The organism is Eisenibacter elegans DSM 3317, assembly GCF_000430505.1.
GTDB classification, from domain to species: Bacteria; Bacteroidota; Bacteroidia; order Cytophagales; family Microscillaceae; genus Eisenibacter; species Eisenibacter elegans.
Genome location: NZ_KE387152.1, coordinates 133,442 through 154,862, shown reverse-complemented (window position 1 = coordinate 154,862; position 21,421 = coordinate 133,442). Strand labels below are relative to the sequence as shown.

General features: G+C 48.8%; 17 protein-coding genes. 6 read left to right on the top strand and 11 right to left on the bottom strand.

What is annotated here, in order from left to right:
* Positions 1-188 precede the first annotated feature (188 nt).
* From G499_RS21185 to G499_RS0110935, 5 genes are all read right to left on the bottom strand, one after another.
* Positions 189-1,709 carry a PAS domain-containing sensor histidine kinase gene (locus G499_RS21185; RefSeq protein WP_081413766.1) on the bottom strand — a complete coding sequence of 507 codons (1,521 nt, stop codon included), beginning with the start codon at positions 1,707-1,709 and terminating at the stop codon, positions 189-191.
* Positions 1,710-1,789: 80 nt separating this feature from the next.
* Entirely contained in the window at positions 1,790-2,185 is a 396-nt protein-coding gene (locus G499_RS0110950; RefSeq protein WP_026999980.1) for a DUF1987 domain-containing protein, read from the bottom strand.
* Between the two features lie 23 nt (positions 2,186-2,208).
* Entirely contained in the window at positions 2,209-2,754 is a 546-nt protein-coding gene (locus tag G499_RS0110945; RefSeq protein ID WP_026999979.1) for a SiaB family protein kinase, read from the bottom strand.
* Positions 2,755-2,913: 159 nt separating this feature from the next.
* Entirely contained in the window at positions 2,914-3,543 is a 630-nt protein-coding gene (locus G499_RS0110940; protein ID WP_026999978.1) for an outer membrane beta-barrel protein, read from the bottom strand.
* Between the two features lie 164 nt (positions 3,544-3,707).
* The gene (locus tag G499_RS0110935) at positions 3,708-5,906 is read right to left on the bottom strand and encodes a S9 family peptidase (protein WP_026999977.1); all 2,199 of its coding nucleotides are present in this window, start codon (positions 5,904-5,906) and stop codon (positions 3,708-3,710) included.
* A 209-nt stretch (positions 5,907-6,115) separates the two neighbouring features.
* Here G499_RS0110935 and G499_RS19645 point away from each other — a divergent pair, with 209 nt between their 5' ends.
* From G499_RS19645 to G499_RS0110905, 5 genes are all read left to right on the top strand, one after another.
* Entirely contained in the window at positions 6,116-7,558 is a 1,443-nt protein-coding gene (locus tag G499_RS19645) for a protein kinase domain-containing protein (protein WP_035727279.1), read from the top strand.
* 60 nt (positions 7,559-7,618) lie between these two features.
* Positions 7,619-8,593 (top strand): serine/threonine protein kinase, encoded by a 975-nt coding sequence (locus G499_RS19640; protein WP_051296172.1) that lies wholly within the window; start codon positions 7,619-7,621, stop codon positions 8,591-8,593.
* A 276-nt stretch (positions 8,594-8,869) separates the two neighbouring features.
* Entirely contained in the window at positions 8,870-9,208 is a 339-nt protein-coding gene (locus tag G499_RS0110915) for a hypothetical protein (protein WP_211231611.1), read from the top strand.
* Between the two features lie 9 nt (positions 9,209-9,217).
* Complete coding sequence (locus tag G499_RS0110910) at positions 9,218-10,321, top strand: Nif3-like dinuclear metal center hexameric protein (protein WP_026999975.1); 1,104 nt, start codon at positions 9,218-9,220, stop codon at positions 10,319-10,321.
* Positions 10,314-11,174, top strand: a complete 861-nt coding sequence (locus G499_RS0110905; RefSeq protein WP_026999974.1) for a hypothetical protein — start codon at positions 10,314-10,316, stop codon at positions 11,172-11,174. Before G499_RS0110910 ends, G499_RS0110905 begins: the two co-directional genes overlap by 8 nt.
* Positions 11,175-11,181: 7 nt before the next feature.
* Here the strand turns inward: G499_RS0110905 and G499_RS0110900 are convergent, their stop codons facing one another.
* The 4 genes from G499_RS0110900 to sufC form a co-directional block, all read right to left on the bottom strand.
* Positions 11,182-11,694: a GbsR/MarR family transcriptional regulator gene (locus G499_RS0110900; protein ID WP_026999973.1), complete on the bottom strand. Its 513-nt coding sequence runs from the start codon at positions 11,692-11,694 to the stop codon at positions 11,182-11,184.
* 203 nt (positions 11,695-11,897) lie between these two features.
* The gene (gene sufD / locus G499_RS0110895; protein ID WP_026999972.1) at positions 11,898-13,226 is read right to left on the bottom strand and encodes a Fe-S cluster assembly protein SufD; all 1,329 of its coding nucleotides are present in this window, start codon (positions 13,224-13,226) and stop codon (positions 11,898-11,900) included.
* Between the two features lie 44 nt (positions 13,227-13,270).
* Complete coding sequence (locus tag G499_RS0110890; RefSeq protein ID WP_026999971.1) at positions 13,271-13,870, bottom strand: pentapeptide repeat-containing protein; 600 nt, start codon at positions 13,868-13,870, stop codon at positions 13,271-13,273.
* A gap of 22 nt (positions 13,871-13,892) precedes the next feature.
* Positions 13,893-14,648, bottom strand: coding sequence for a Fe-S cluster assembly ATPase SufC (gene sufC, locus G499_RS0110885; RefSeq protein ID WP_026999970.1), 756 nt, complete (start codon positions 14,646-14,648; stop codon positions 13,893-13,895).
* 342 nt (positions 14,649-14,990) lie between these two features.
* On the opposite strand from sufC, the gene G499_RS0110880 reads away from it, so the two are divergent.
* Positions 14,991-15,563, top strand: a complete 573-nt coding sequence (locus G499_RS0110880; protein WP_026999969.1) for a hypothetical protein — start codon at positions 14,991-14,993, stop codon at positions 15,561-15,563.
* Between the two features lie 236 nt (positions 15,564-15,799).
* Here G499_RS0110880 and G499_RS0110875 read toward each other — a convergent pair whose 3' ends face one another.
* Together G499_RS0110875 and G499_RS0110870 are read right to left on the bottom strand one after the other, a co-directional pair.
* Positions 15,800-18,568 carry a hypothetical protein gene (locus tag G499_RS0110875; protein WP_026999968.1) on the bottom strand — a complete coding sequence of 923 codons (2,769 nt, stop codon included), beginning with the start codon at positions 18,566-18,568 and terminating at the stop codon, positions 15,800-15,802.
* Between the two features lie 41 nt (positions 18,569-18,609).
* Complete coding sequence (locus tag G499_RS0110870; RefSeq protein WP_026999967.1) at positions 18,610-21,390, bottom strand: putative LPS assembly protein LptD; 2,781 nt, start codon at positions 21,388-21,390, stop codon at positions 18,610-18,612.
* Between the last annotated feature and the right edge of the window lie 31 nt (positions 21,391-21,421).

Sequence of the window (21,421 nt, the reverse complement as noted above, 5' to 3'; positions counted from 1 at the left end):
TGCATTTTAGCATTTTTGACCCGCTATAGGGTCAGACTTGTTGGCATAATTTTGCTAAATTAATATAGCTATCACGCTTTACAAGTACCCTTCCAAATAGAAACAAAGCATCTGTGTGATGGCTTGGCCGGCTCGGTTTTCAGTACGCAGCTTGTCATGGCTTCAGCCCCCTAAAGGATAGAAGAACATCAAGCTTTCAAATTAGGAAGCAATATACGTATATTTGTTCCCTCATTTTCTACACTATTCAACACCACCTTGCCATTGAGGCGCTCTACTGTCTGTTTGACAATATACAGCCCTAGGCCTGCTCCGTCCGACATTTCGGTGCCTCTATAAAACATCGAAAAAATGTTGTTCAACACTTCTTGGCTGATGCCAATGCCGTTGTCCTGAAAGCTAATGCTGATCACATCTGGCTCCTCGCTGGAAGATTCTATTCGAATTTTGAGCCAATTCTCTTGCCGCTGTAAGTTCTGAAACTTCACTGCGTTAGAAATAATATTGCTAAAAATAATTCTTACCCTCATCGGCTCATTGATAAATTTCAATTCGGGTTCAATATAGGTATCTATTTTGAGACGGTAGAGGTATTTGGCAAATTTCAGGTCATTGAGTACTTCTTGGATAATCAACTGAAACTGAATTTCTTCGGAGATGCTATCAGCGCGACCACCTTTAGAATAATCTAACAATGAGGTAATAAACTGCTCCAAACGCTCGATGCTGATACTCATCATCTCGAGGTATCGGGGGAAGTTTGCGGTTTTGTTGGGATCTATCTTGGCCAAGTTGATTAGCCCTAAAATAGAGGCCAGTGGGGCGCGCAAGTCGTGTGAGACACGATATACAAATTGGTCGAGTTCAAAATTGCGGACTTCCAGCTCCTTCATCGCTTCGGTCAGCTGTGTGCGTGAGATAGAGAGCTCTTCGTTTTGGCGTGCCAGTTGTTGGTTGAGGTACATCGTGTCACTGAGCAGTTCGGTAATGCGCAGCTCTTGTTGTTTATTTTCGGTTACATCATTGGCAATGACATAGTAATAGCCTTTGGCAAACAAGGCGCTCCAAGCAATCCACTTGCAGCCTCCTTCGGCCAAAAGAATCCGGTTGATGAGGCGCTTGGTAATGCCTTCGGCCAACTTGAGCTCGTCAAATGCTTGGATAACAATTTGGCTGTCTTCGGGATGGATAAACTGGTCGAAAGGTTGATTTTTGGTATCGCGCCACAGGTAGCCCAGCATATCCGAAAAACCTTGGTTGGCATAAATAATGCGCCGCTCTTGGTCTAAGATAATGACAATATCGAGGAGCGACATATCAAAAAACCGTCGGAAACGCGCCAAGGGTGCATCTTGCAATACGACCAAGTTGGCTACCAAATAGAGTTGGCCGTTGTTGGCCAATAGACGGCCTTTTATTTGTGATTGCTGCTGTTTATCAGCCAGTTGGAGATCGAGCTTAATGGGCAGAGGTTGGTCAGGCTGTTGGAGTGCCTGTTGGATGGTATGGGTCAATAGCTCTTGAGCACTGGGGGTCAGCAATGCTTTAAAGTCTGTTCCGGCGAGCTGCTCCTCGGTGCTACGCAGACATTGTACAAATACCGGATTGATAGCAAGGATATATCCCTGCACGTCGAGGACGGCGTGCATTTCGGACGAAAGCCGCATTCCGGGTGTTTGGTGATTGACATAAACCTTGCTTGTACTCATAGACGACCAATCAAAAACAGGCTTAGCGAATAGTTTGAATTATATTTTATGTGGGCGAGCCACGCGGTGTCGGTGTTTTTTTAATACTCCAGTTGATAGGGAATCAGGTTGATGTTTAGCTCTAAGTCATCCACAAAATCCTCTCCTTCTACTAGTAGGTCGTAATTGTCTTCGGGGTAGTACCAATTGATTTCGATATTCCCGCCATTTTCTCGAAACCCTTTGAGCAATTGCAGAATTTGCAGAATGGCTTTTGAGGTACTGGTGTTGAAATAGGTCAGTCTGAAATTAAACAACACCCTTTTGGGGCCAGCCTCCATCATTTGAGTAATCCACTGATAAAGCGGCTCATAAAACGCTTCGGTATCTTCAATATATGATTCTCCACTAATTTCACAAATCCAATGAGTGGCATCAAAAGCGACAGTAGGTGTAAAAAACACACCTTTAGTTCCTTCTAGGTACAAATTTTCCATAAATTATAGTGCCAGATAATGGTTTATGCTTTAATGTTAGCGACTAAGCTCATCAGCCCTACTTTGTCATTGACGTGATAGACCTGTAGCTCCAGAGGGTTTTCGGCCCAGATGGCTGTTTGTATCAGGCCTATGCCAGCGCCGTCCCATCCTTTGGCGAGTGCTTCTTTGCGCAGCCTTCCCTTCATTTTTCGCCACTCTTGCGGGCTGGTTTGCGCGATTTCGGCACAGCGTGTTTGTACAAACTCACACCCCTCTCGGTTAGTGATATTGGCCATTGTCAGCCGATAGGTATCCCCTTGTTGGCGGAGCATACAAGTGCCTACTGCGTCGAGGTGTTGGCGCGTACAAATGTTACACTCTTCGGCATACCGCATTATATTTTGGGCTAGCTCTATAAAGATAGCAAAAATCTTCCAACTCACTTGAGGTTGGTCTTGAAGTTTTTGTTTTAACTCTTCTCCAATAGCCGCTAAAGAAGCTGCATCAAAAGCCCCATGATAATACAGTAAGATAGTCTCATCAGTGGGAGAATAGTCTTCGGGCGTATATATAAGGAATGGGTGCATCGTACGCATAGGGTTTTGATAGACAGTAGGCTGCTGTATGTGCGTAAACTCAAACCAACCTAATTGATTTTGAAAAGTTAGTTATTTTTGAGGAAAACGATTTTTGCTTAGCTTATGTTCGGCAAAGCGCCAGGGTTTGTTAGGATAAAGTTTGGTTTATCAGCGAAATAGCAAATGTCCAAAGCGGTATCCAAAACTGACCCTTAGGGCGCGAGGCCGATAAGCCGAGGTATAGTCAAAAAAATCAATTACGGGAATCTCGTAGCTCAGGTCAAGCATAAAGCGTCCATATTCTACGCCAGTGCCTATGTGTAGGGCCAGAAATCGCTGTGCTGCGCCGTCGGCGGGGGCGTTGCGCCCGGGAAGGCCTGTTTTGACATCAATACGTTCGCGGGCGGCGGTCAGGAGTTGGAAGCTAGGCCCCAGGCGGAAGTGTAGGGCATTGTCTGCAAGGGCTATGCCCATCAATACGGCGATGTCGATGGTTTGGATGCTCAGTTGGCGCTCGATAAGCTCGTTTTGGTAGCGGCCACCTTTTTGGCTGAAGCTGAGCTCTGGCTGAAAATACAGCCCCAGAACAGGGAAACGCTCGCTGCGTGCCATGAGTGTAGCTTGATAGCCTATCTGCCCTAGGCGGCTTTCGCCTTCGGCCAAACGGGAGAGCGACACCGAACTGATGCCCCCTTTGAAGCCTATGTCCCAAGGGAGGTTTTGAGCTGCAAGCCCTACAGCCAAGCAACAATGCGCCAGATAGAATATAGTCGAGAAAAAGAGGGGATATGGTTTCATTGGTGATATGGAGTCGAAAACGGGGATGAGTTGGGGTATTGGTTGGTGAGTTATTTCTGCAAAACTTACGTAAAACAAGCGACAAGGTTTTGAAAAAAAAACGACCTCCAGGCTTTTATATTGCTTGGAGGCCGCCTTGGGCTAGTCTGCCTATAAGTTAAATATTACAAGCTTTTTTCGATAAAGTCAGTCATCATCTGGTAGAGATGTAGGCGGGTATTGCCGCCATAGATACCGTGGTTGCGGTCGGGGTAGAAGAAAGACTGAAACTGCTTTCCGGCCTTGATAAGGGCGTTTTGTAGTGCTACGGCATTTTGGAAGTGCACGTTGTCGTCGCCTGTGCCGTGGATGAGCAGGTAATTCCCCTTGAGCTTGTCGGCGTGCAACAGGGGCGAGTATTCGTCATAGCCTTTGGCGTTTTGTTGGGGCAGGCCTAGGTAGCGTTCGGTGTAGATGGTGTCATAAAAGCGCCAAGTAGTAACAGGAGCCACGGCGATAGCCGCCTTGAACACATCATTGCCAAGCAAAATACATAACGAAGACATATAGCCACCGTAGCTCCATCCCCAAATACCAATGCGGTTGGCATCGATATAGGGTTGGCTGCCGAAGTATTTAGCTGCCGTAATTTGGTCGGCCACTTCGTGTTTGCCTAGTTGGCCATAGGTTATTTTTTTGAATTGCTCACCTTTGCCACCAGTGCCTCGGTTATCCACACAGGCGATGACATAGCCTTTTTCGGCCAATACCTGATACCAGAAGTAGTTGAAGCTATCCCACTGGTTCATTACTTGTTGGCTGCCCGGGCCGCCATATACAAACATCAGGAGAGGATATTGCTTGTTTTCGTCGAAGTTATGAGGCTTGATTATCCAGGCGTTGAGGTCGGTGCCGTCAGCAGCTTTGACAGTCATAAACTCTTTGGGTTGCACACGGAAGTCTTTGAGGCGGGCTTGTAGGTCTTGGTTGTCTTGTAAAACTTTGACCAACTTGCCGTCTGGAGCCGTATGTAGGCCGACTTGTGTTGGTAGGTTGGCCGCACTGTAGGTATTGACATAGTACTTGAAGTCGTGGCTGAAGTCGATGCTGTGTACACCGGCAGGCTGGGTGAGGCGGGTTTTTCCCTTGCCATTCAGCCCGATAGCATAGAGGTGGCGCTCTGTAGCGCTAGGCTCATTGGAGGTATAATAAAGCGTTTTGCGCTTTTCGTCAATTCCTAAAAACTGCTGCACCTCCCAGTTGCCCTCGGTCAGGGGGCGGACGAGCTTGCCTTGCATATCATAGAGATAGAGGTGTTTGAACCCACTGCGCTCGCTCGACCAAATGAACTGTTTGCCGTCGGCTAGGTAAGTGAGGTCGTCGGTAAAGTCGAGGTCTACGTAGGTAGGCGCTTTTTCGGTCAAAATAGTACTTACTTGCCCATTGTTGAGGTTGGCGTGTAGGAGTTCGAGTTGGTTTTGGAGGCGGTTCATCCGGCGGATGGAGAGCAAATCAGGCTGGGTGGTCCAGTTGATGCGTGGGATGTAGATGTCGGTCTCGTTGCCGAGGTCGATGGTTTGGGTTTTGGCATTGGCCACCTCATACACCCTTATCGATACGATGGCGTTTGGCTCTCCTGCCTTGGGGTACTTGAAGCGGTAGTCTTGTGGATAGAGCGCATCAGGCCACATCTGCATATTGAACTCAGGCACTTGGCGCTCGTCAAAACGATAGTAGGCCAGACGCTGCCCATCGGGCGACCAGAAGAGCGCTTGCGTAAACGAAAATTCCTCTTCATATACCCAATCAGCCATTCCATTGATGATTTCGTTGGCCTTGCCGTCGGTAGTTACGGCGGTTTCGCGCAGGTCGTTGAGGGTTACGATATAGATGTTGTTGTTGCGCACAAAAGCGACACGGCTGCCATCGGGCGAGAGCGTAGCGTTGGATTGCTTTTCGTCGCTGGGGATGGCCTTGAGTTCGTTGGTTTTGAGGTCAAAAACATAGGTTTTGCCCTTGCTAGAGCGACGGTAAATCGCCTCTTCTTCGGCCACAAACACGATTTTGTCTTCTGTACCATTGATACTGTAAGACTGAAACTCAAGCTTGGGGTGATTGTCTTTGCCAAAAATCACCTCTACTTGTTGGCCGGTAGTTACATCATATTTGACGACCTTGTTGCCGTCTTTAGCGGTGTAATAACGCCCATCTTTCATCCAATTGAGCCCGTCTATCCGTTTTGCTACAAAGCTATACTTTGCCCAAATATCTTCTAAACTTACGGCTTTTTGTGCTTGGAGAAGCGCCACAGGAGAAGCGCCAAGCCAGCAGGCTAAAATAAGCGCTCCTAACCTCAAAGAAAAAAGGTTTGGTAAATATTGCATACGATTGTGTTTGTTGTTTTTGATATGTTGATGTGGCTCTTATATACACAGATACAAAAGCCGAAGCTTGTCGCCATAGCAATGCAAGGCAAATATATCATCTTTTGTTTGGTTTGTGGGCAATAGTCTTGCTTTTGTGCAAGGCAGAATTGCTTGCAAAGAAAATATCCTTAATTTTGTCGAAAATTCTAAAGCCCTAAAGCGCTACCATGATTGGAGAGCAATTACTCAATTATCGTATTGAGGCTGTCATCGCCGAGACCCCATTTTTTACCACCTACCGCGCTGCGCATACCCAATATGCCAAGCAAGTGATGATTCGTCATATCCGTCCCGGAGCTTTTTCGGGCGAGATGCAGCGCCGGCAGTTTGACGAAAGCATACGGCTGTTGTCGCATATCCAACATCCTAATATCCTGACTTTTTACGACTATGTAGAGAATGAGGCAGGTATATTTTTGTTTTTGGAATATGTAGGCACACAAACGCTTCACAAATTCATCCGCCAAACAAGCGGCCCCATTCCCGAAGCCAAGGCACTGCCCCTATTAGAACAGTTGCTCATGGCGCTAGCCTATGCCCACAAACACCAATTGGTGGGTGGAGCGCTTTGTAGTATGGAGGTGTTTATGACAGACGAAGGCCAGCTCAAAATCAGCGACCTTGCGCTCAACCTCTATTATGCGCAATACCTGCTAAGCCAGTCAGACAATACGCTTGTTGCCTACCAAGCACCGGAGCGCCTTGCCACAGGCCTAGTATCTATTGCCGGAGATGTATACGCAGCCGGGGCTATTGCCTATGAAGTATTGACGGGCAAACCTCCCTTCGATTTGCAACTCGCTCCCCCTGCCCTCAGTCAAGCTGTTGCCGAAGGTCATATAGCTCCCCTCCAAACACATTACCCCGCCGTTAGTGATAAGGCGCAGGCAGTAGTGTTGCAGGCCTTGGCTCAAGACAGCCAGCAGCGCTGGCTGGGCGCTGATGCATTCAGGCAAAAACTAACCAGCAATCCCGCCGAGGCTCATACCCAAGCGGCAGCCAGCCACAACACGACAAGCTCTCAGAAAAAACAAAAAAATACTCAGGCACAAGCACTAGACCCTGCAAATACACGCTTCGTCAACCTGCCCTTGTATGTACTGATTGGCCTTTCGGTACTGAGTCTTGTTTTCTGGATGACCTACAATACCCCCAGCCGACGAACACCCAAAATAGCCTATAACCTCAATGATACGCTCAGCATCAAACGCACGCGTGATTCTATCCGCTTGGCGCGCCAAATGCAGCAAAAAGCCGAAAGTTTGCAAGTAGCCAAACTGATGGAAAGTAAAAAGCAGCTCATCGAAATGTATATGCACAAGGTGAGGGCTGGCGAAACCCTCAACAGCATTGCCCAACGATATGCCTTGCCCGTAGACTCGCTGCGCTCTCTCAATGATATGGCCCAAATGCCTGCCGACAAAAAACTTGAACCCAAAATGGGCATCCGAGTTTATATCAAAACCAAGTATACCGTGCGCAAGGGCGAAACACTGGCGGCCATCGCACAGCGATTCAATGTCAACCGTTCGGTATTGATTCGTACAAATCAAATTGTGGATGAAGCCCAAGACATCACCGAAGGTAAGGTCATCATCATTCCTCTCTAACACACTGTGCTGCTCAAAAACCAGCGCGCTCTTTCCTAGATGCAAAACTTTTGATAACCAATGATAGGCGAAAGAATACTCAACTACACCATTCAGCGGAGCCTCGGTAGCGGCGGAACCGGACAAGTATACTTGGCCAAGCATATCACGCTTGACCGCCAAGTAACTATCAAAGTATATCCCTCCAATATTCTCGAAGACTATGAAGTGCGCAAGCAGTTTCAGGAAGAGGCCGCAGCTGTCTCCAAACTGCAACACTTCAATATTGCCACGCTCTATGATTATGCTGAAGATAGCCACGGGCTGTGTATCATTGCAGAATATGTAGAAGGCAAACCCCTAAACCAACTACTAAAGGAACAGCTACAACCTATCAATGAGAAGCAAGTGCTTCCTATCTTTATCCAAGTTGTGGGAGGAGTGGCCTACGCACACAGCAAGAAGATTATTCACCAAGACCTCAAGCCGTCCAATATAGTGGTATGTCAAGACCATACCGCCAAGGTACTTGATTTCGGTATTGCGCATCTGCTCAATGCCTCTGCTGACAAGCAAGATAGCAGCACTCGCGCCAAAAGTTCGGTTATTTATTACAGCCCTGAGCAGTTTCAAGACGCTGCCGTAGACCATCGCAGCGATATTTATACCCTAGGTGTTTTGTTGTATGAGCTGCTGACCGGCACCCCCCCCTATGATACCAGCAAGCTGAGTGCTGAAGAAATAGCCAGGCGCATTCAAGAGGAGCCCCTCCCTCCTGTAGTAGAGAAAAATCCCAATGTATCGGTCTATCTTCAGGAAATTATCGACAAGGCCACGGCCAAAAACCCTGCTGACCGCTACATCAACGCCCTGTCGATGATGGAAGCCGTACAGCGCCCCATCCGATACAATACCACCAAGGCCATTGCTGATAAACCAGCCCCACCGGTCAAGATTATCACCAAAAAGATGTCGTATAGCTTCCGCACCCGCTATGTGATGTCTATCCTCGCAGTGGCCTTTATTACTGTGGTGGCGTTGTTGGGGCTGTGGTGAAACCCTTGGGCCACAGACAAACGCGAAGCTCGTCTCAACAATACTGACGGTATTGATGACATCTTTCTGCCCTCCACCGATGACACACCGGCCAACATAGAGGACAATAGTCCAGATAAGGAAGAGGATGATAAAGAGGCTAAGGCTGCCGAAAAACGCAAGGCGCAACTTGATAGCCTCCAAACCTTCATCACAGAAACAGAAAATCAAATTCAAACTTTCAATGAGCGCCGTACCAAACGACTGGAGCGCGCTCTTGTTAGTGATTTGCAGATATTGAGCAACAGCCTCGAAGGCTTCAAGGTCAGGCTCAGCCTTGTCAATACCCGGGAAGATGTCGCCTTTGAAGAAGTAAAAGTGATTGTACAGTTCTTCGATGCCAATAACAAGGCCGTGGCCGAACACACCGAAATATTTGACCAAGTAAAACCCGGACAAAAGTTCAGCCGCGAAATCAGCAAAAATATAGATGCCGAAACAGTCAATCGGCGCATCGACAGTTTTGTGCTCAAAGACCTTGACCCGCCAACCCTGCCTGATACGCTCCAAGCCAAAAAAGAAAAACTTCAGGATGCGCAGGAGCGCCTCAAAAAACTACAACAAGAAGCCAACTAACCCCTGCCAATGAGTACTACTATTCGTGCCATCGTTCAAATGCTTTCTGCTTGGGCTTCGCCCCAGTACCAAGAATCTTATGACAATGCCGGACTGATAGTAGGCCAGCCTGGTACTGCTGTTAAGGGGGTATTGACTGCCCTCGACGCTACAGAGGCTACCCTCGAAGAGGCAAAAGCCCATGGCTGTAACCTCGTAGTAGCGCATCACCCGATTGTGTTCAAGGGACTAAAACAACTCAATGGCAAAAACTATGTAGAGCGTACTATCCTCAAAGCCATCCGCGAGGATATCGCCATTTTTGCCATCCATACCAATCTCGACAATATTCAGGGCGGAGTCAATACCCATATTGCGTCCCAGCTGGGGCTCCAACAAGTGCGCATCTTGGCCCCACGCCCCAATACCTTGCTCAAGCTGACAACTTTTTGCCCCACCAGCCATACACAGGCCGTACTCCAAGCCCTAGGCCAAGCCGGAGCAGGGCAGATAGGCGCTTACAAAAACTGTAGCTTCCGCACGAGTGGCATCGGCGCTTTCCAACCCGACGACAACGCCAAGCCCTTTATAGGCCAAGCAGGCCAACTAGAAGAGGTGGCAGAAGATAGGCTCGAAGTCATCTTCCCCACACACCTCAAAGGCGCTGTGATGCAGGCGCTACGCCAAGCACACCCCTACGAAGAAGTAGCCTATTATCTACACCAACTCGAAAACGACAACCAGGAGATTGGCAGCGGTGCTATCGGCCAATTGCCCCAACCTATGCCTATTGCCGACTTTCTGGCCTTGCTCAAAAATAAGATGCAAGCCCGCTGTATCCGCCATACGGCCTTATTCCAAGAAACTGTTCAAACCATTGCCCTGTGTGGCGGTACGGGGAGCTTTTTGCTTCCACAAGCCATCCGACAAGGCGCAGATGTGTTTGTCAGTGCAGACTTCAAGTACCACGAGTTTTTTGATGCCGACCAACGCATCCTAATCGCCGATATAGGCCATTATGAAAGCGAACAGTTTACAGCAGATCTCTTACAACACAAGCTCCAAGCAGCGTTCGTCGGCTTGCCGGTGGTACGAACCCAGCTATCGACCAACCCGATTCAGTACTATGTCTAATTCCCTTATCGCCGATAGCGGAGCCACCAAAACAGACTGGTGTCTGGTGCTGGCCAACGGCAACACACAGCTATTCCATACCGACGGCATCAGCCCCCACTATCAGACGGAGGATGAGATTTACCACACGCTCAACACCCAGCTACTGCCTCTTTTGGAGAGCATAGCGCCAATAGAACAACTGTATTTCTATGGTACGGGCTGCTCTAGTGAAGCCAACCAGACCCGGGTAGCCGCTGCACTGTCTCGGGCTTTTCCCGTAACTTCGGCGTGCGAAGTAAATCACGACCTGCTGGGTACAGCACGCGCCTTATTTGGCACGCAAACAGGGATGGTGGGCATCTTGGGTACGGGGTCTAATGCTGCGCTCTACCAAGCTCCTAACAAGCTCAACGCTGCTTTGCCAAACTTGGGCTTTTGGCTAGGCGATGAGGGGAGTGCTGGCTTCTTTGGCAAACAACTCGTTATCGATTATATGCACGGGCAAATGCCAGGGCCTATGCAGCGCGATTTTCAGCAGCGCTATCACATCAATCTCGAAACCCTGCTCGAAAATGTATATCAAAAACCTTTTCCCAACCGCTACCTAGCAGGGTTTGCTCCCTTCTTACAAATTCACGACAGTGAGCCCTACTGCTCCGGCCTTTTGCGGCAGGGCTTTGGGCTGTTTTTGGATAAATATATCTGCGCCCTACCCGACTATACCCAGCACCCCCTCGGGCTGAGCGGCTCGGTAGCGCTACACCATCAGGTGCTGTTGGGGCAGCTTTGTAAGTCTAGGGGAATCAAACTCAGCAAGGTGTTGCAGAGCCCTATTGAAGGCTTGGTGAATTACCATCGCCAAACAGCCTGAAAGACTGTCAAACAAACAACTTGAGTAATTTTTTGAATATCCAAGAGCGTTCTACTATGGCCAATTTGCTGAGCACTCGCTCTACGAGTTCGGCCATTTGTAGCATCTCACTCATGGTGTTTTTGAAGGCTTCGCTCTCAGGCTCTTGATTGGTAGGTTTGAACTGTGCAAGCTGAACAATAACTTTGTGGGCTTGGTCAAATTCTCGCTTCTTGCGCTCTCTCAAAATACAGCGAGATACTTCCCACATATCTTTTTCAGCTACAAAATATTCCTTACGCTCCCCCTGCACAAGGGTTTTGTGGATTAAACCCCAAGCGAGTAGCTCTCGGAGGTTCATATTGGCATTGCCTCTCGAAATTCCCAGATGCTCCATTACATCTTCTGTGGTTAGGGGAACTGCTGACACCAACAAAAGCGCATGTATCTGCGCCATTGTCCGGTTGATACCCCAGTTGCTACCCAATGTTCCCCAAGTATCAATAAATTTGTCCTTAGCTTCTATCAGTGATGCTGCCATTGTTGTTTGCGTTTTGATGGTCGATTGTGCGATAATACCCTATATATCGCCTAAACACTATGTATTGGAAACGCAGGGCTGCAAATCAAAGTTTCTGAAGTTTTTGAAAATATCGCCAAGTCTAGTGCTTCTCTACACACACAAAACCCTGCCAGCAATTGCACCGCTGACAGGGTTTGGACTTATGGTATGGCCATCATTGCCTACAAATCTTCGGCTACCAAGCCTAATCTTTCGGCCACGAGGGCGGCCAAATACTGGCGGATGGCTTTTTGATTGATTTTTTGGATGACCTCATTGGCAAAAGCAAAAGTCAGTAAAGCTTTGGCCGCAGCCTTGTCTACCCCACGTGCCCGCATATAAAAGAGGGCATCTTCGTCGAGGCTGCCGGTAGTGGCTCCGTGAGAACATTTTACGTCATCAGCCCATATTTCGAGTTGGGGCTTGGTATTGATGGTCGCATTGTCCGAAAGCAAGATATTACGATTTTGCTGATAAGCATTGGTTTTTTGAGCGGCTTGGCGCACAAAAATCTTCCCGTTAAATACGCCTTTGGAGCGTTCGTCGAGCACTCCTTTATAAAACTCATTGCTCAGCGTATTGGGCTGTTGGTGATCTACAGTGGTGTGGTTATCGGCCAAGGTCTGTCCTTTGAGCATATACAGGCCAAACATATTGCCTTCACAGTGCGCACCTTCGAGGGTGAGATTGAGTTGGTTGCGCACCAAACCACCGTCGAGGGTGAGCGTCGTATTGGTAAATTGGCTGTTGGCCGCTTGGCGCGCCTGTGTCGTACTTACCTGATGGCTGTGGGCTTGGTCGTTTTGAAGCTTGAGATGATGCACAACAGCCTGCGATTTTACATCAAACTCTGCCACCACGCCTACGAAGGTGTCGTGTTTGCCAAGGCTGTGGTATTGCTCTACGATAGTACATTGGCTGTTTTCTTCAGCAATGATTACGTGGCGCAACTGTACGGCGCTAGCCTGTTCTGTTGTTGTTTGGAGATGTAGCAGGCGAATGGGCTGCTCGATGATTTTACCGGCAGGGAGGTGCAATAGCAAGCCGTCGGTAGCGTAGGCCAAGTTAAAAGCCGCAAACCAATCTTGTGCAGGATTCGCCAATTGCCCCCAAACGGTGGCAAAAGCAGCTTGCTGCGCCTCTTGGGCTTGGCTCAGGGCAGTGAGCACAACCCCCTTGGGCAGCGCCTGAATCGCCGAGAGCTGTGGCCGAAAAAAGCCATCGACAAATACCAGTGTATGTGCCTCCAACCCTGCAATCTGCAAGGGTGCTAGGGCAGTAGCCTGCGGCAATACATTGGGTGAGGGGTGCATAGTGTATTGAAACGCTACCTTGCCGAGCGCATTGAGGGGGGTGTATTTCCACTCTTCGTGCTTGGGTGTGGGTATTTCGAGGGTTTGCAGCAGTTGCTGCGCCTCTTGGCGGCGGGCTTGCCCCAGCGTATTGGGGGGGACAAAGCCCTGCATTTGGCTCAACCAAGCGGCAGCTATATCGTTTTTCTGTTGTATCATAGTTTTGAGAAGACTGAGGGTTTTGGGCTTTCCCCAGCCACGCACTAATCAGGGCGAGGAGTGGGAGGATACAAATCCTCTTCGGGGAAATCCAAAATCGCGTTTTTGAATGAAGTTTTATCACGAACGATGCGTGCCCCACTAAAATTAGCCCCGCGCAAATCGCAGTTTTCGAAGTCGGTATCTTCTAAATCAGCTCCGCTGAAATTACACCCCATCATTTTGCTGCGTGAAAAATCAGCATTTTTCAAATTTGCCTCTTCAAAAGAAGCATAATTGAGCAAGGAGTCAATCATCAGCGTTCCGCGTAGGCTGGCCTTGTACCAGTTTTGCTCTTCGGCATAGATACCGGCGGCATTGGCATAGGCAAAATTGACCCACTGTAGCGAGAGCCGCGCAAGGCTGCGCTGCGATACATCTGCCTGAGCTCCGTAGGTGCTGTGAATCGGCGTGTTGGGAGCGGTGTAGATTCCAACAATCCGAAACAGGTTGGCACGTAGCGTTTGCCAAGACCCTCCGCCTTGGGTACGCAAAAAAGCATGGTGCTTGGCCAAAATCGTCTCCCACTCCGGTAGCAGAATAGGCTGGGCATTGGCGGCTTTGCGCAACATGGCTTCGTTGACTTTGCGGAGGTCTTTGTGCATCGCAGTTTGGGGCTAATAAGGCTTAGGCATTGGCCACTTCTTCCTTAATCCAGTCGTAGCCTTTCTCCTCCAGCTCTAGTGCCAACTCTTTAGTACCTGACTTGACAATGCGACCTTGGTAGAGCACGTGTACAAAATCGGGCACGATATAGTCGAGCAAGCGTTGGTAGTGTGTTACGACGATGGTAGCGTTTTGCGGTGTTTTGAGTTTGTTGACCCCTTCGGCCACAATGCGCAGCGCATCAATATCGAGGCCTGAATCCGTCTCATCCAAGATGGCAAGAGTAGGCTCCAACATGGCCATTTGAAAAATCTCATTACGCTTTTTCTCTCCGCCCGAAAAGCCTTCATTCAGGGAGCGGCTGAGCAGCTCTTGACCTATTTCGACCAAGGCCATTTTTTCTTTCATCTTCTTGAGGAAGTTGACTGCGTCGATAGGGTCTTCGCCTTTATACTTACGAATTTGGTTGACCGCAGTTTTGAGGAAGTTGACTGTCGTTACTCCGGGGATTTCAACCGGATACTGAAAAGCCAAAAATACGCCTTCGGCGGCGCGCTCTTCTGGCGCTAGCTCCAGCAAGTCTTTTCCTAGGTAGCTGACACTGCCCTGAGTTACTTCATACTCTTCGCGCCCAGCCAATACAGAAGCCAAGGTGCTTTTCCCAGAGCCATTGGGGCCCATGATGGCGTGTACTTCTCCCGGGTTGACAGTGAGGTTAATTCCTTTGAGGATGGCCTTACCCTCAATCTCGGCGTGCAGGTTTTCTATTTTTAGCATATTTGAGTCTGATTGGAAAACGAAAAATGATTTTGAAACGCAAAATTAAAAATATCTGAGCGCAAGTCCAATTGGCACGCAAGCGCTCGCTTATGATAAGGCAAACAAAATTTGGTGGCAATAGGTTTTGAAACAGTGGCTTTCTTCAACTATTCAAAAATTAAGTTCCTTATGCATTGTGTTTTTGCCCTGAATTTCATAATATTAGCCTCAAGATACACAAGAAGATGCCGTGTGTCGCTTCAATCATAATACAGGTGTTTTTGTTATTGTTTGTCAAGGCTGTTGTCGCATAAGCCTTTAGTTTCTCTCACAAACCCTTCATAATAAAGTGAAAAAGCCATGGTACAATTCACCAGATGGATGATTGGCCTTGTATTGTTGGCCTCGCTGGCCGCCTGCCAATCCAATTTTGCTAATGGATATCAGAAGCAAGTCAAAGAAATTAGTTTTTATCTCGAATTTGTAGACAAGGAGAGCAACGGAGTATCCAGAAAAATTCTCAAAGAGGTAACCCGTATCCTGACTACCCAAAACTATGTCCTGAGCCGCGAAGGGCAAATCACGCCTACCTCCCGCTTCAAAAACATCACTTGGGATGATGTAGACACCCTACAGCCGCAAATTCACAAGTTTTATATGCTCGAAACTTCGGGAGCCAACAACCGCCCTATCAGCAGCTCTGTGAAAGTACGGCTCACGTATCACCCCCGCAAGAATAGCGATACGCATAAAATCTCCGTAGACCTTTTTTGCAAGGAGCACCGCCCCGAATGGTGGCAGTGTGGGGATGGTGGGGAGCATCGCTTACCACCAGCTGACAAGGTCTCGGCGCGTAGTCAAACATATACTGACGAAGAAGTAGCCGAACACATCGCGCAGCTTATCTTGGATATCAGCTATAAACGGCAATAAAGAAGGTACACATCACCGGACATTTTTGGAAAGACAGCTCGGAGCTCCAGCTCCGAGACAAGCTGAGGCCTCATGTTGGGGGTAGGATAAGACTTAGCCCACCGTTTTATTCCAAGATTCACAAGATTTGATTTTCTTGATTCTCAAGGATTCTCAGCATACACATTTTCCAAACCAATTTTGGTTGAGTATAACGAGATGAGATTTGAAAAATATCCAGTGGCGTGAAGAAGGGATTAATTGAGCTGCAAACTGCCCACATCGGTTTTGTAAACCCTATGGATGACCATGTGGTTGTCTATCGGTGTGAAGCTAATGGCGATAGGCAGGGTGCTCTCTACCGGGGGCGCTGCGGGGCTGCCATCGGGCATCAGAAAGTAGGTGCGTTCCTCGGCGCGGTTGGTGATGGCAAAGAAACTGAGGCCATCATCAAAGCTGAAAAACTGTATGTCCATGGTGCCATCTTTTTCAAAATCACGCTCAAAGAGCAAGTCCCCTGAGGGGTTGTAGAGACGCAGGTGCGCGGCATCCTGTGCACCAACAACAAAGTCTGTCATCCCTTGATTAGGGATAAGGCTGAAGAAACTATTGTCCGAAAGGCGTATGAGTTTACGGATTTGTTGTACTTCTCCTTTGAAGTTGATGGTAATGAGTTGCCCCCCTTCTGTAAGGCAAGTCAGGTTGCTTTGCTCCAGATTTGCCCCTATCTGTACCCAGGGCGGGCTGCTGATTGTGCCGCTGAGCTTGAGCGGAAAACCCTGAAGGTACTGCCCCTGAAGGTCAAAAATACTGACACGCCCGTTTTCTTGTATAGTTAGCAGGTAGCTCTGATCATCGATGTAAACATAGCGTGCTGCCGGCCCCAGCGGGCTATCGAGGGTTTTGGGATTCCAGCCCTTTTGTAGTTGGCGATTTTCGTTGTAGAGATACAGCGCACCCTCTGCGTTGCTGACCAGCCAATGCCAAGTGTTGCTAGGCTGTACTTTGAATACCGCCAAGGTTTCGAGTTTGCTTTTTTGAGGGGGGAAAACAGGAAAGCCCGGAATGGCATTGCCCTGAAGGTCTAGCGCCCCTATGCGATCGCGGGTTAGGTAGAAGAGTTGCTGTTGGTTGTTGTTGAGCAAGTCCAGTGATTGCAAAGGGGTAACCAAGGCGCCACCGAGGTTTTTTTTCCAAACGATGTTTCCTTTTTCGGAGAGCAGGTAGAGGTCATTGCCCATATCCTGAACCAAGACCTTATGGATATTTTGTGGATAAGGCTCCGGTGTGAAAGGTGCTGTGCGCAGTGGTCGTGTAAAATACTGATTAGCAAGTGTTTTGTAATATTTATTACTCTCTCGTGAGGGGGCTTTTTGCTGAAACTGCACCGTAACCTTGGTATCGTAGTGCGCGCCAGCCCGCCCTGTTTGGAGGCTGAGATAGTCGATAAAGCGCAGCTCTCCGGCATATTGGGTCATCAAGGCCTGAAAAGCAGGGGAGGCTTGCCGGTAGATAATTTCCCAGATTTTGGAAGTCTGCACAAAAAACCGGAAGGTCGCATTTCGGTCTTTGAACAAATCGCGCCGCGCCGAGTAGCGCCATACATCCCGTTCTTGGATAGCGGTGATGGCGCGTCGGATACCGGGCTCACTATCGGCCATCAACAGATAGCCCTTGAAGATAGTATAATAAACCGTAGGGAAGTCTGCAAATAAGTTGCCTAAGAGGATTGCCGGGAAATTGGGCACATCTAGGCGGGTGATGGTTTGCCCTTGATAGGTTGCTGTTTCGAGCGAAGCACCTTGATTTCGCGCCACTTCTTTGGCCCAGCGCTCCAACAATTCCTTCATTTTGGCCTCCTTGGTTACCCTCAAAATCGCCACATTGGTCTTAGCCGCTTGGCCGGAAGGCTGCAAGATTGCCATCCCCAACTCCTTGGCTATCAACTCATAAAAAGCCGAAAAATCCATCCGATAGCTGGCCTGTGTTTTGGCTTGTGCGGAGCCAAAGTCCGGGTCTTGTTGTTGCCAATAGCGCACAAGCTGCCGGAAAAAGAGGGCATTGTCTTCAAAAGAAAAATGATACAGGACAGCAGTCTGATTGGGAACTACTTCCCGCATCAGAAAGGGCTGCGGGCTTTGCCCGTCGAGCAGGCGCAAAAACTCGGCATTGTCTTGGGTCGAAAAGCTACGCCCCTGAAGCTGGAAAGCATAGCGCTCGGCCTGGAAATTAAACAACGACGCTTCGGCATACTGTGCCAAGGGCTTAAAAAAAGGCTCTAACGCGCCCCTGCTATGCAGCCCCAAGAGCGCAGGCAGCTTACGCGGATTGAGATAGAGGTGTACATAGCCCGATTTGAGCGCAGGGAGTTGTTGGGCTACGTCTGCATTGCGGGTGAAGCGGTATTGGCGTTTGCCTTGGCTCAAGTTGCGCAGCACATCTTCCATCAACAAGGGGGCATAAGACCCAATAAAGTACCCATCATACATAATGTATGAAAAAACCTGCTTGCTTGGCTGGTGGCGAATCTCTTGGATGGTAAACTGCTCAAAGTACCGCTCTGTCAGGCTATACTCTGGGTTGATCCGGAAAGGGAAAATAAACTTCTCTAGTTGTTTGGGGTTTTTGAGTGGGCTAATCAGCAGCGCTGCCAACTCTTCTTTAGAGACTAGGTGGATAGAGGCAAACACGGGCTGCTCCGCAAAAAAGTGGTGTAGCTCCTCTTCCTGTTGAATCATCTGATGCAGATAATTGACCTGCGATACGATTTCTTGAAATGGCGCTATCTGCTGGAAGACTTTCCAAAAAGGCTGCCGTTGTACTTGGTCGTAGGCTTCGGTAAAGGGCTTTACCTCCAACACACACACCGGCTCCGAAGGGATGAAGTCCCAGACTTCGCGCAAGGCCTTAGGGCGCAGCCACAGCCACCATACCATTCCGAACAACAACAACATTAGCGTTACACCGCCTATCCAGCGTTGGCTTGTGGTGAGTTTGGTGAGTATCGTGGGCAATGAAGGGCGCATAAGGTGTCGAAAAGGGCTTAGTAGTGAATCGCCTTGCGGGCTTAGCGCCCAATCGGGCGATCGTACCAGCTGCGGCGGCGGCTAATCTTGAGGTCTTGCAAGATAGAGGCTTTTATGTAGATGTCAAAATTGTAAGACTGTCGTACGCCAAACGGTATCCAGTTGAAGCGCATCTCCCAACAATGCAGGTCTTTGATGATGTCGATGGTCGTGAAGGCCAAATCTTTCTGTACAAAATCATAGCCCGAGCTAAAGGCCAGTTTCCAAGTAGGAGTCAGACTCAGATTGCCGCCAAAGTTGAAGGTCATCACTTCTTGTTTTTCTTGGAAGGGTAGGCGGTTGAGACTATAGGTAAACGACACGTTGAGCGTCCAAGGAATATCAAAGTCGACATAGGCCGTAGGGTCGTCCAGTACTTGCCGCATACGTGGGTCAGAGAGCGCCTCCTCTTGTAGCTGTTGGCGCTTTTCTTGTTCTTTTTTCTTAAAAGCCGTCGGAGTGAGGTTGGTATTCACCCCCATACTGACGTTGTTGATATACCCTAGGCCGGCGTTTTCCAACAATGCCAATCGATTGACACGTACCGGGCGCAGCGTACCATCAGTATTGGAAGCCCCTATCGACATATAGGGGTCTACATTGGCATTGACATTGACATCCAGCAGTCCAATCAGGCGCGTACGGGCTGCTATATTGATATTGCTGAAGTTCAGGGAGTCCGCCAGTATGTTATAAGCCCCAGAGATAGAAATATTTTCCAAAAGTGGGACTTTCTCAGCCTTGGCCGCGCTGTCGCCTTTGGGGCGTATTTTCATCTCAAAAATATTGTTGAGCGAGTAGTTGATATTGGCCGCCTCTGAGCCTCCCGGAAAGCCCCTGATAAAGCCCAAATAACGTGAGAGATTTTCTACGCGCCCTGTACTGTCGACTTGTACATTTTGATAAAAATCGAATGAAGGCGACGACAAATCAGGGCTATACGACAAGCCGATGGTAGGTACTAGGGTGTGGCGGATGCCTTCCAGCCGCTTTTTGTCGCGGAAGAGCACGGTTCCATACAAACGGGTCGTAAAGTTGGCGTTGAGGTTATAGTTAAAAGCGCGCGAAAACTGATTGATGGTGTCCACACGGACGGCGTTTTGCTCAGACACCCAGGTATAGTCGAGGCGGTACGGATACCAGTATTCTTGGTAGTTGAAAGAGGGGTTGAGCTGTAGGTATTTGAAAAACTTGATGGTCGTAGAGATAGGGATGTTGTGTACCGCACCTACTTGGGCGTTTTGCCGCACGAGGTCAAAGTTTTCAAAAAAATCAGGACGTTGGTTAGGGTCGAAGGGAGTACCATCGGCCTGTGTACGCGGGTTGGCTACCGTAAAAGGATACGGCGACGTAAAGGTGTTGTTGACTTGGTACACCCCATCTACCCCATAGCTCAGGTTGATGTTTTGCAACCAACCTTTGGGGGAGGCGCCTCGTGGTTTGAAAGGGAAAAAACGATTGACCGCAAAGTTAAAGTTGGGCAAAATCACGTTGGTCTCCCCCGACTGGGTGTTTTGGCTCGTACGGGCAGCCAAGCTCAAATTGGCCACACTTCCAAAAGCATAACGATACGACACACTGGACTGGAAGTTGTTTGACACATAGTCCATTGGATTGAAGGAGTTATTGGCATTGAACGAAGTCGTACCAAAGTTGACATTGGCATTGAAAGCCCCATTGCCACGTGGTGTGGGCGAGTGTCGCCATTCTACCCAAAAGTCTTGGATTTCGGTTTGAGAGAGGTCTGTCTCTTGTTGTAGGCGTTTGTTGTAGCGTACACGCGCTCCGCCGTCATAGTAATAACGCTTGCGGTAAGTCGTGCCAAAGTCTACCCCCCAACTACCGTTGGTGTACAGTTCGCCCAAAAACTCAGCCGCGATGTTGTCATTGACAGACCAATAGTACCCCCCTTGGCGCAAGAAGAAGCCCCGTGCGGCATCTTCGCCATACACCGGCACAATAATGCCCGAGCGGCGGGTTTCGGAGAAGGGAAATATCCCAAATAAAAAGCCCAAAGGTGTAGGCTTTTGGTTGATAAAGAGGTTGAAAGGTCCTGCTATGACGGCCTTGTCGGGAACCATCTTGATTTTGCGCGATTGGATGTGAAAGTGAGGTGTACTGAGATTGCAGGTCGTATAGGTAGCACTGGAAAGGTACATCTCGTTTTCGGGGCTTTTCTTCACCTTAGCTCCATAGATATAGCCCTCCCCTTGTTGGGTAACGACCCCGTTGATAAGTCCTTTTTTGGTTTTGAAGTTATAGGTCATCTCCTGCGACTCAAACACATCGCCCTGCTGGGTGAAGACGGGCGTGCCTCTCATCTTGCCTGTAGAATCGGGCGTTCCCCGCGCTTTGACCAAATCGTTGCGCCAGTCTATTTCGATCACATTGGCCTCTATCTTCATATCGCCATACACCACTACAGCATTGCCATAGAGATAGACCACCTCATCAAACATATTGGTGATGATAGAATCTTTGGCCGTATAGTCTATTGTTGTTTCGATGTCGCTCTCCTCGCGTGCGGGGCGTGTTGTATCCGCAGCACGCCGTGCTGCCGTATTGATGGTTACCTTCTGTAGGCTGTCGGTAGAGAGGCTGTCGCGCTCCAACCACTTAGGGTCTTTGACTTGCTTCAGGCTATCGTCTTGGGCATATAACGACACAGAAAGCAGGCATAATACACCACAGAGCCATACGCCAAGGCGATAAGACAAACCAAACAAGGTGCTGAAGGCTTTCAAAAGCAACACAGGTAGAGACACGGGATGAGATTGATTCATTTTCACGGGCGCAAAAATACGTGGTCTTAGG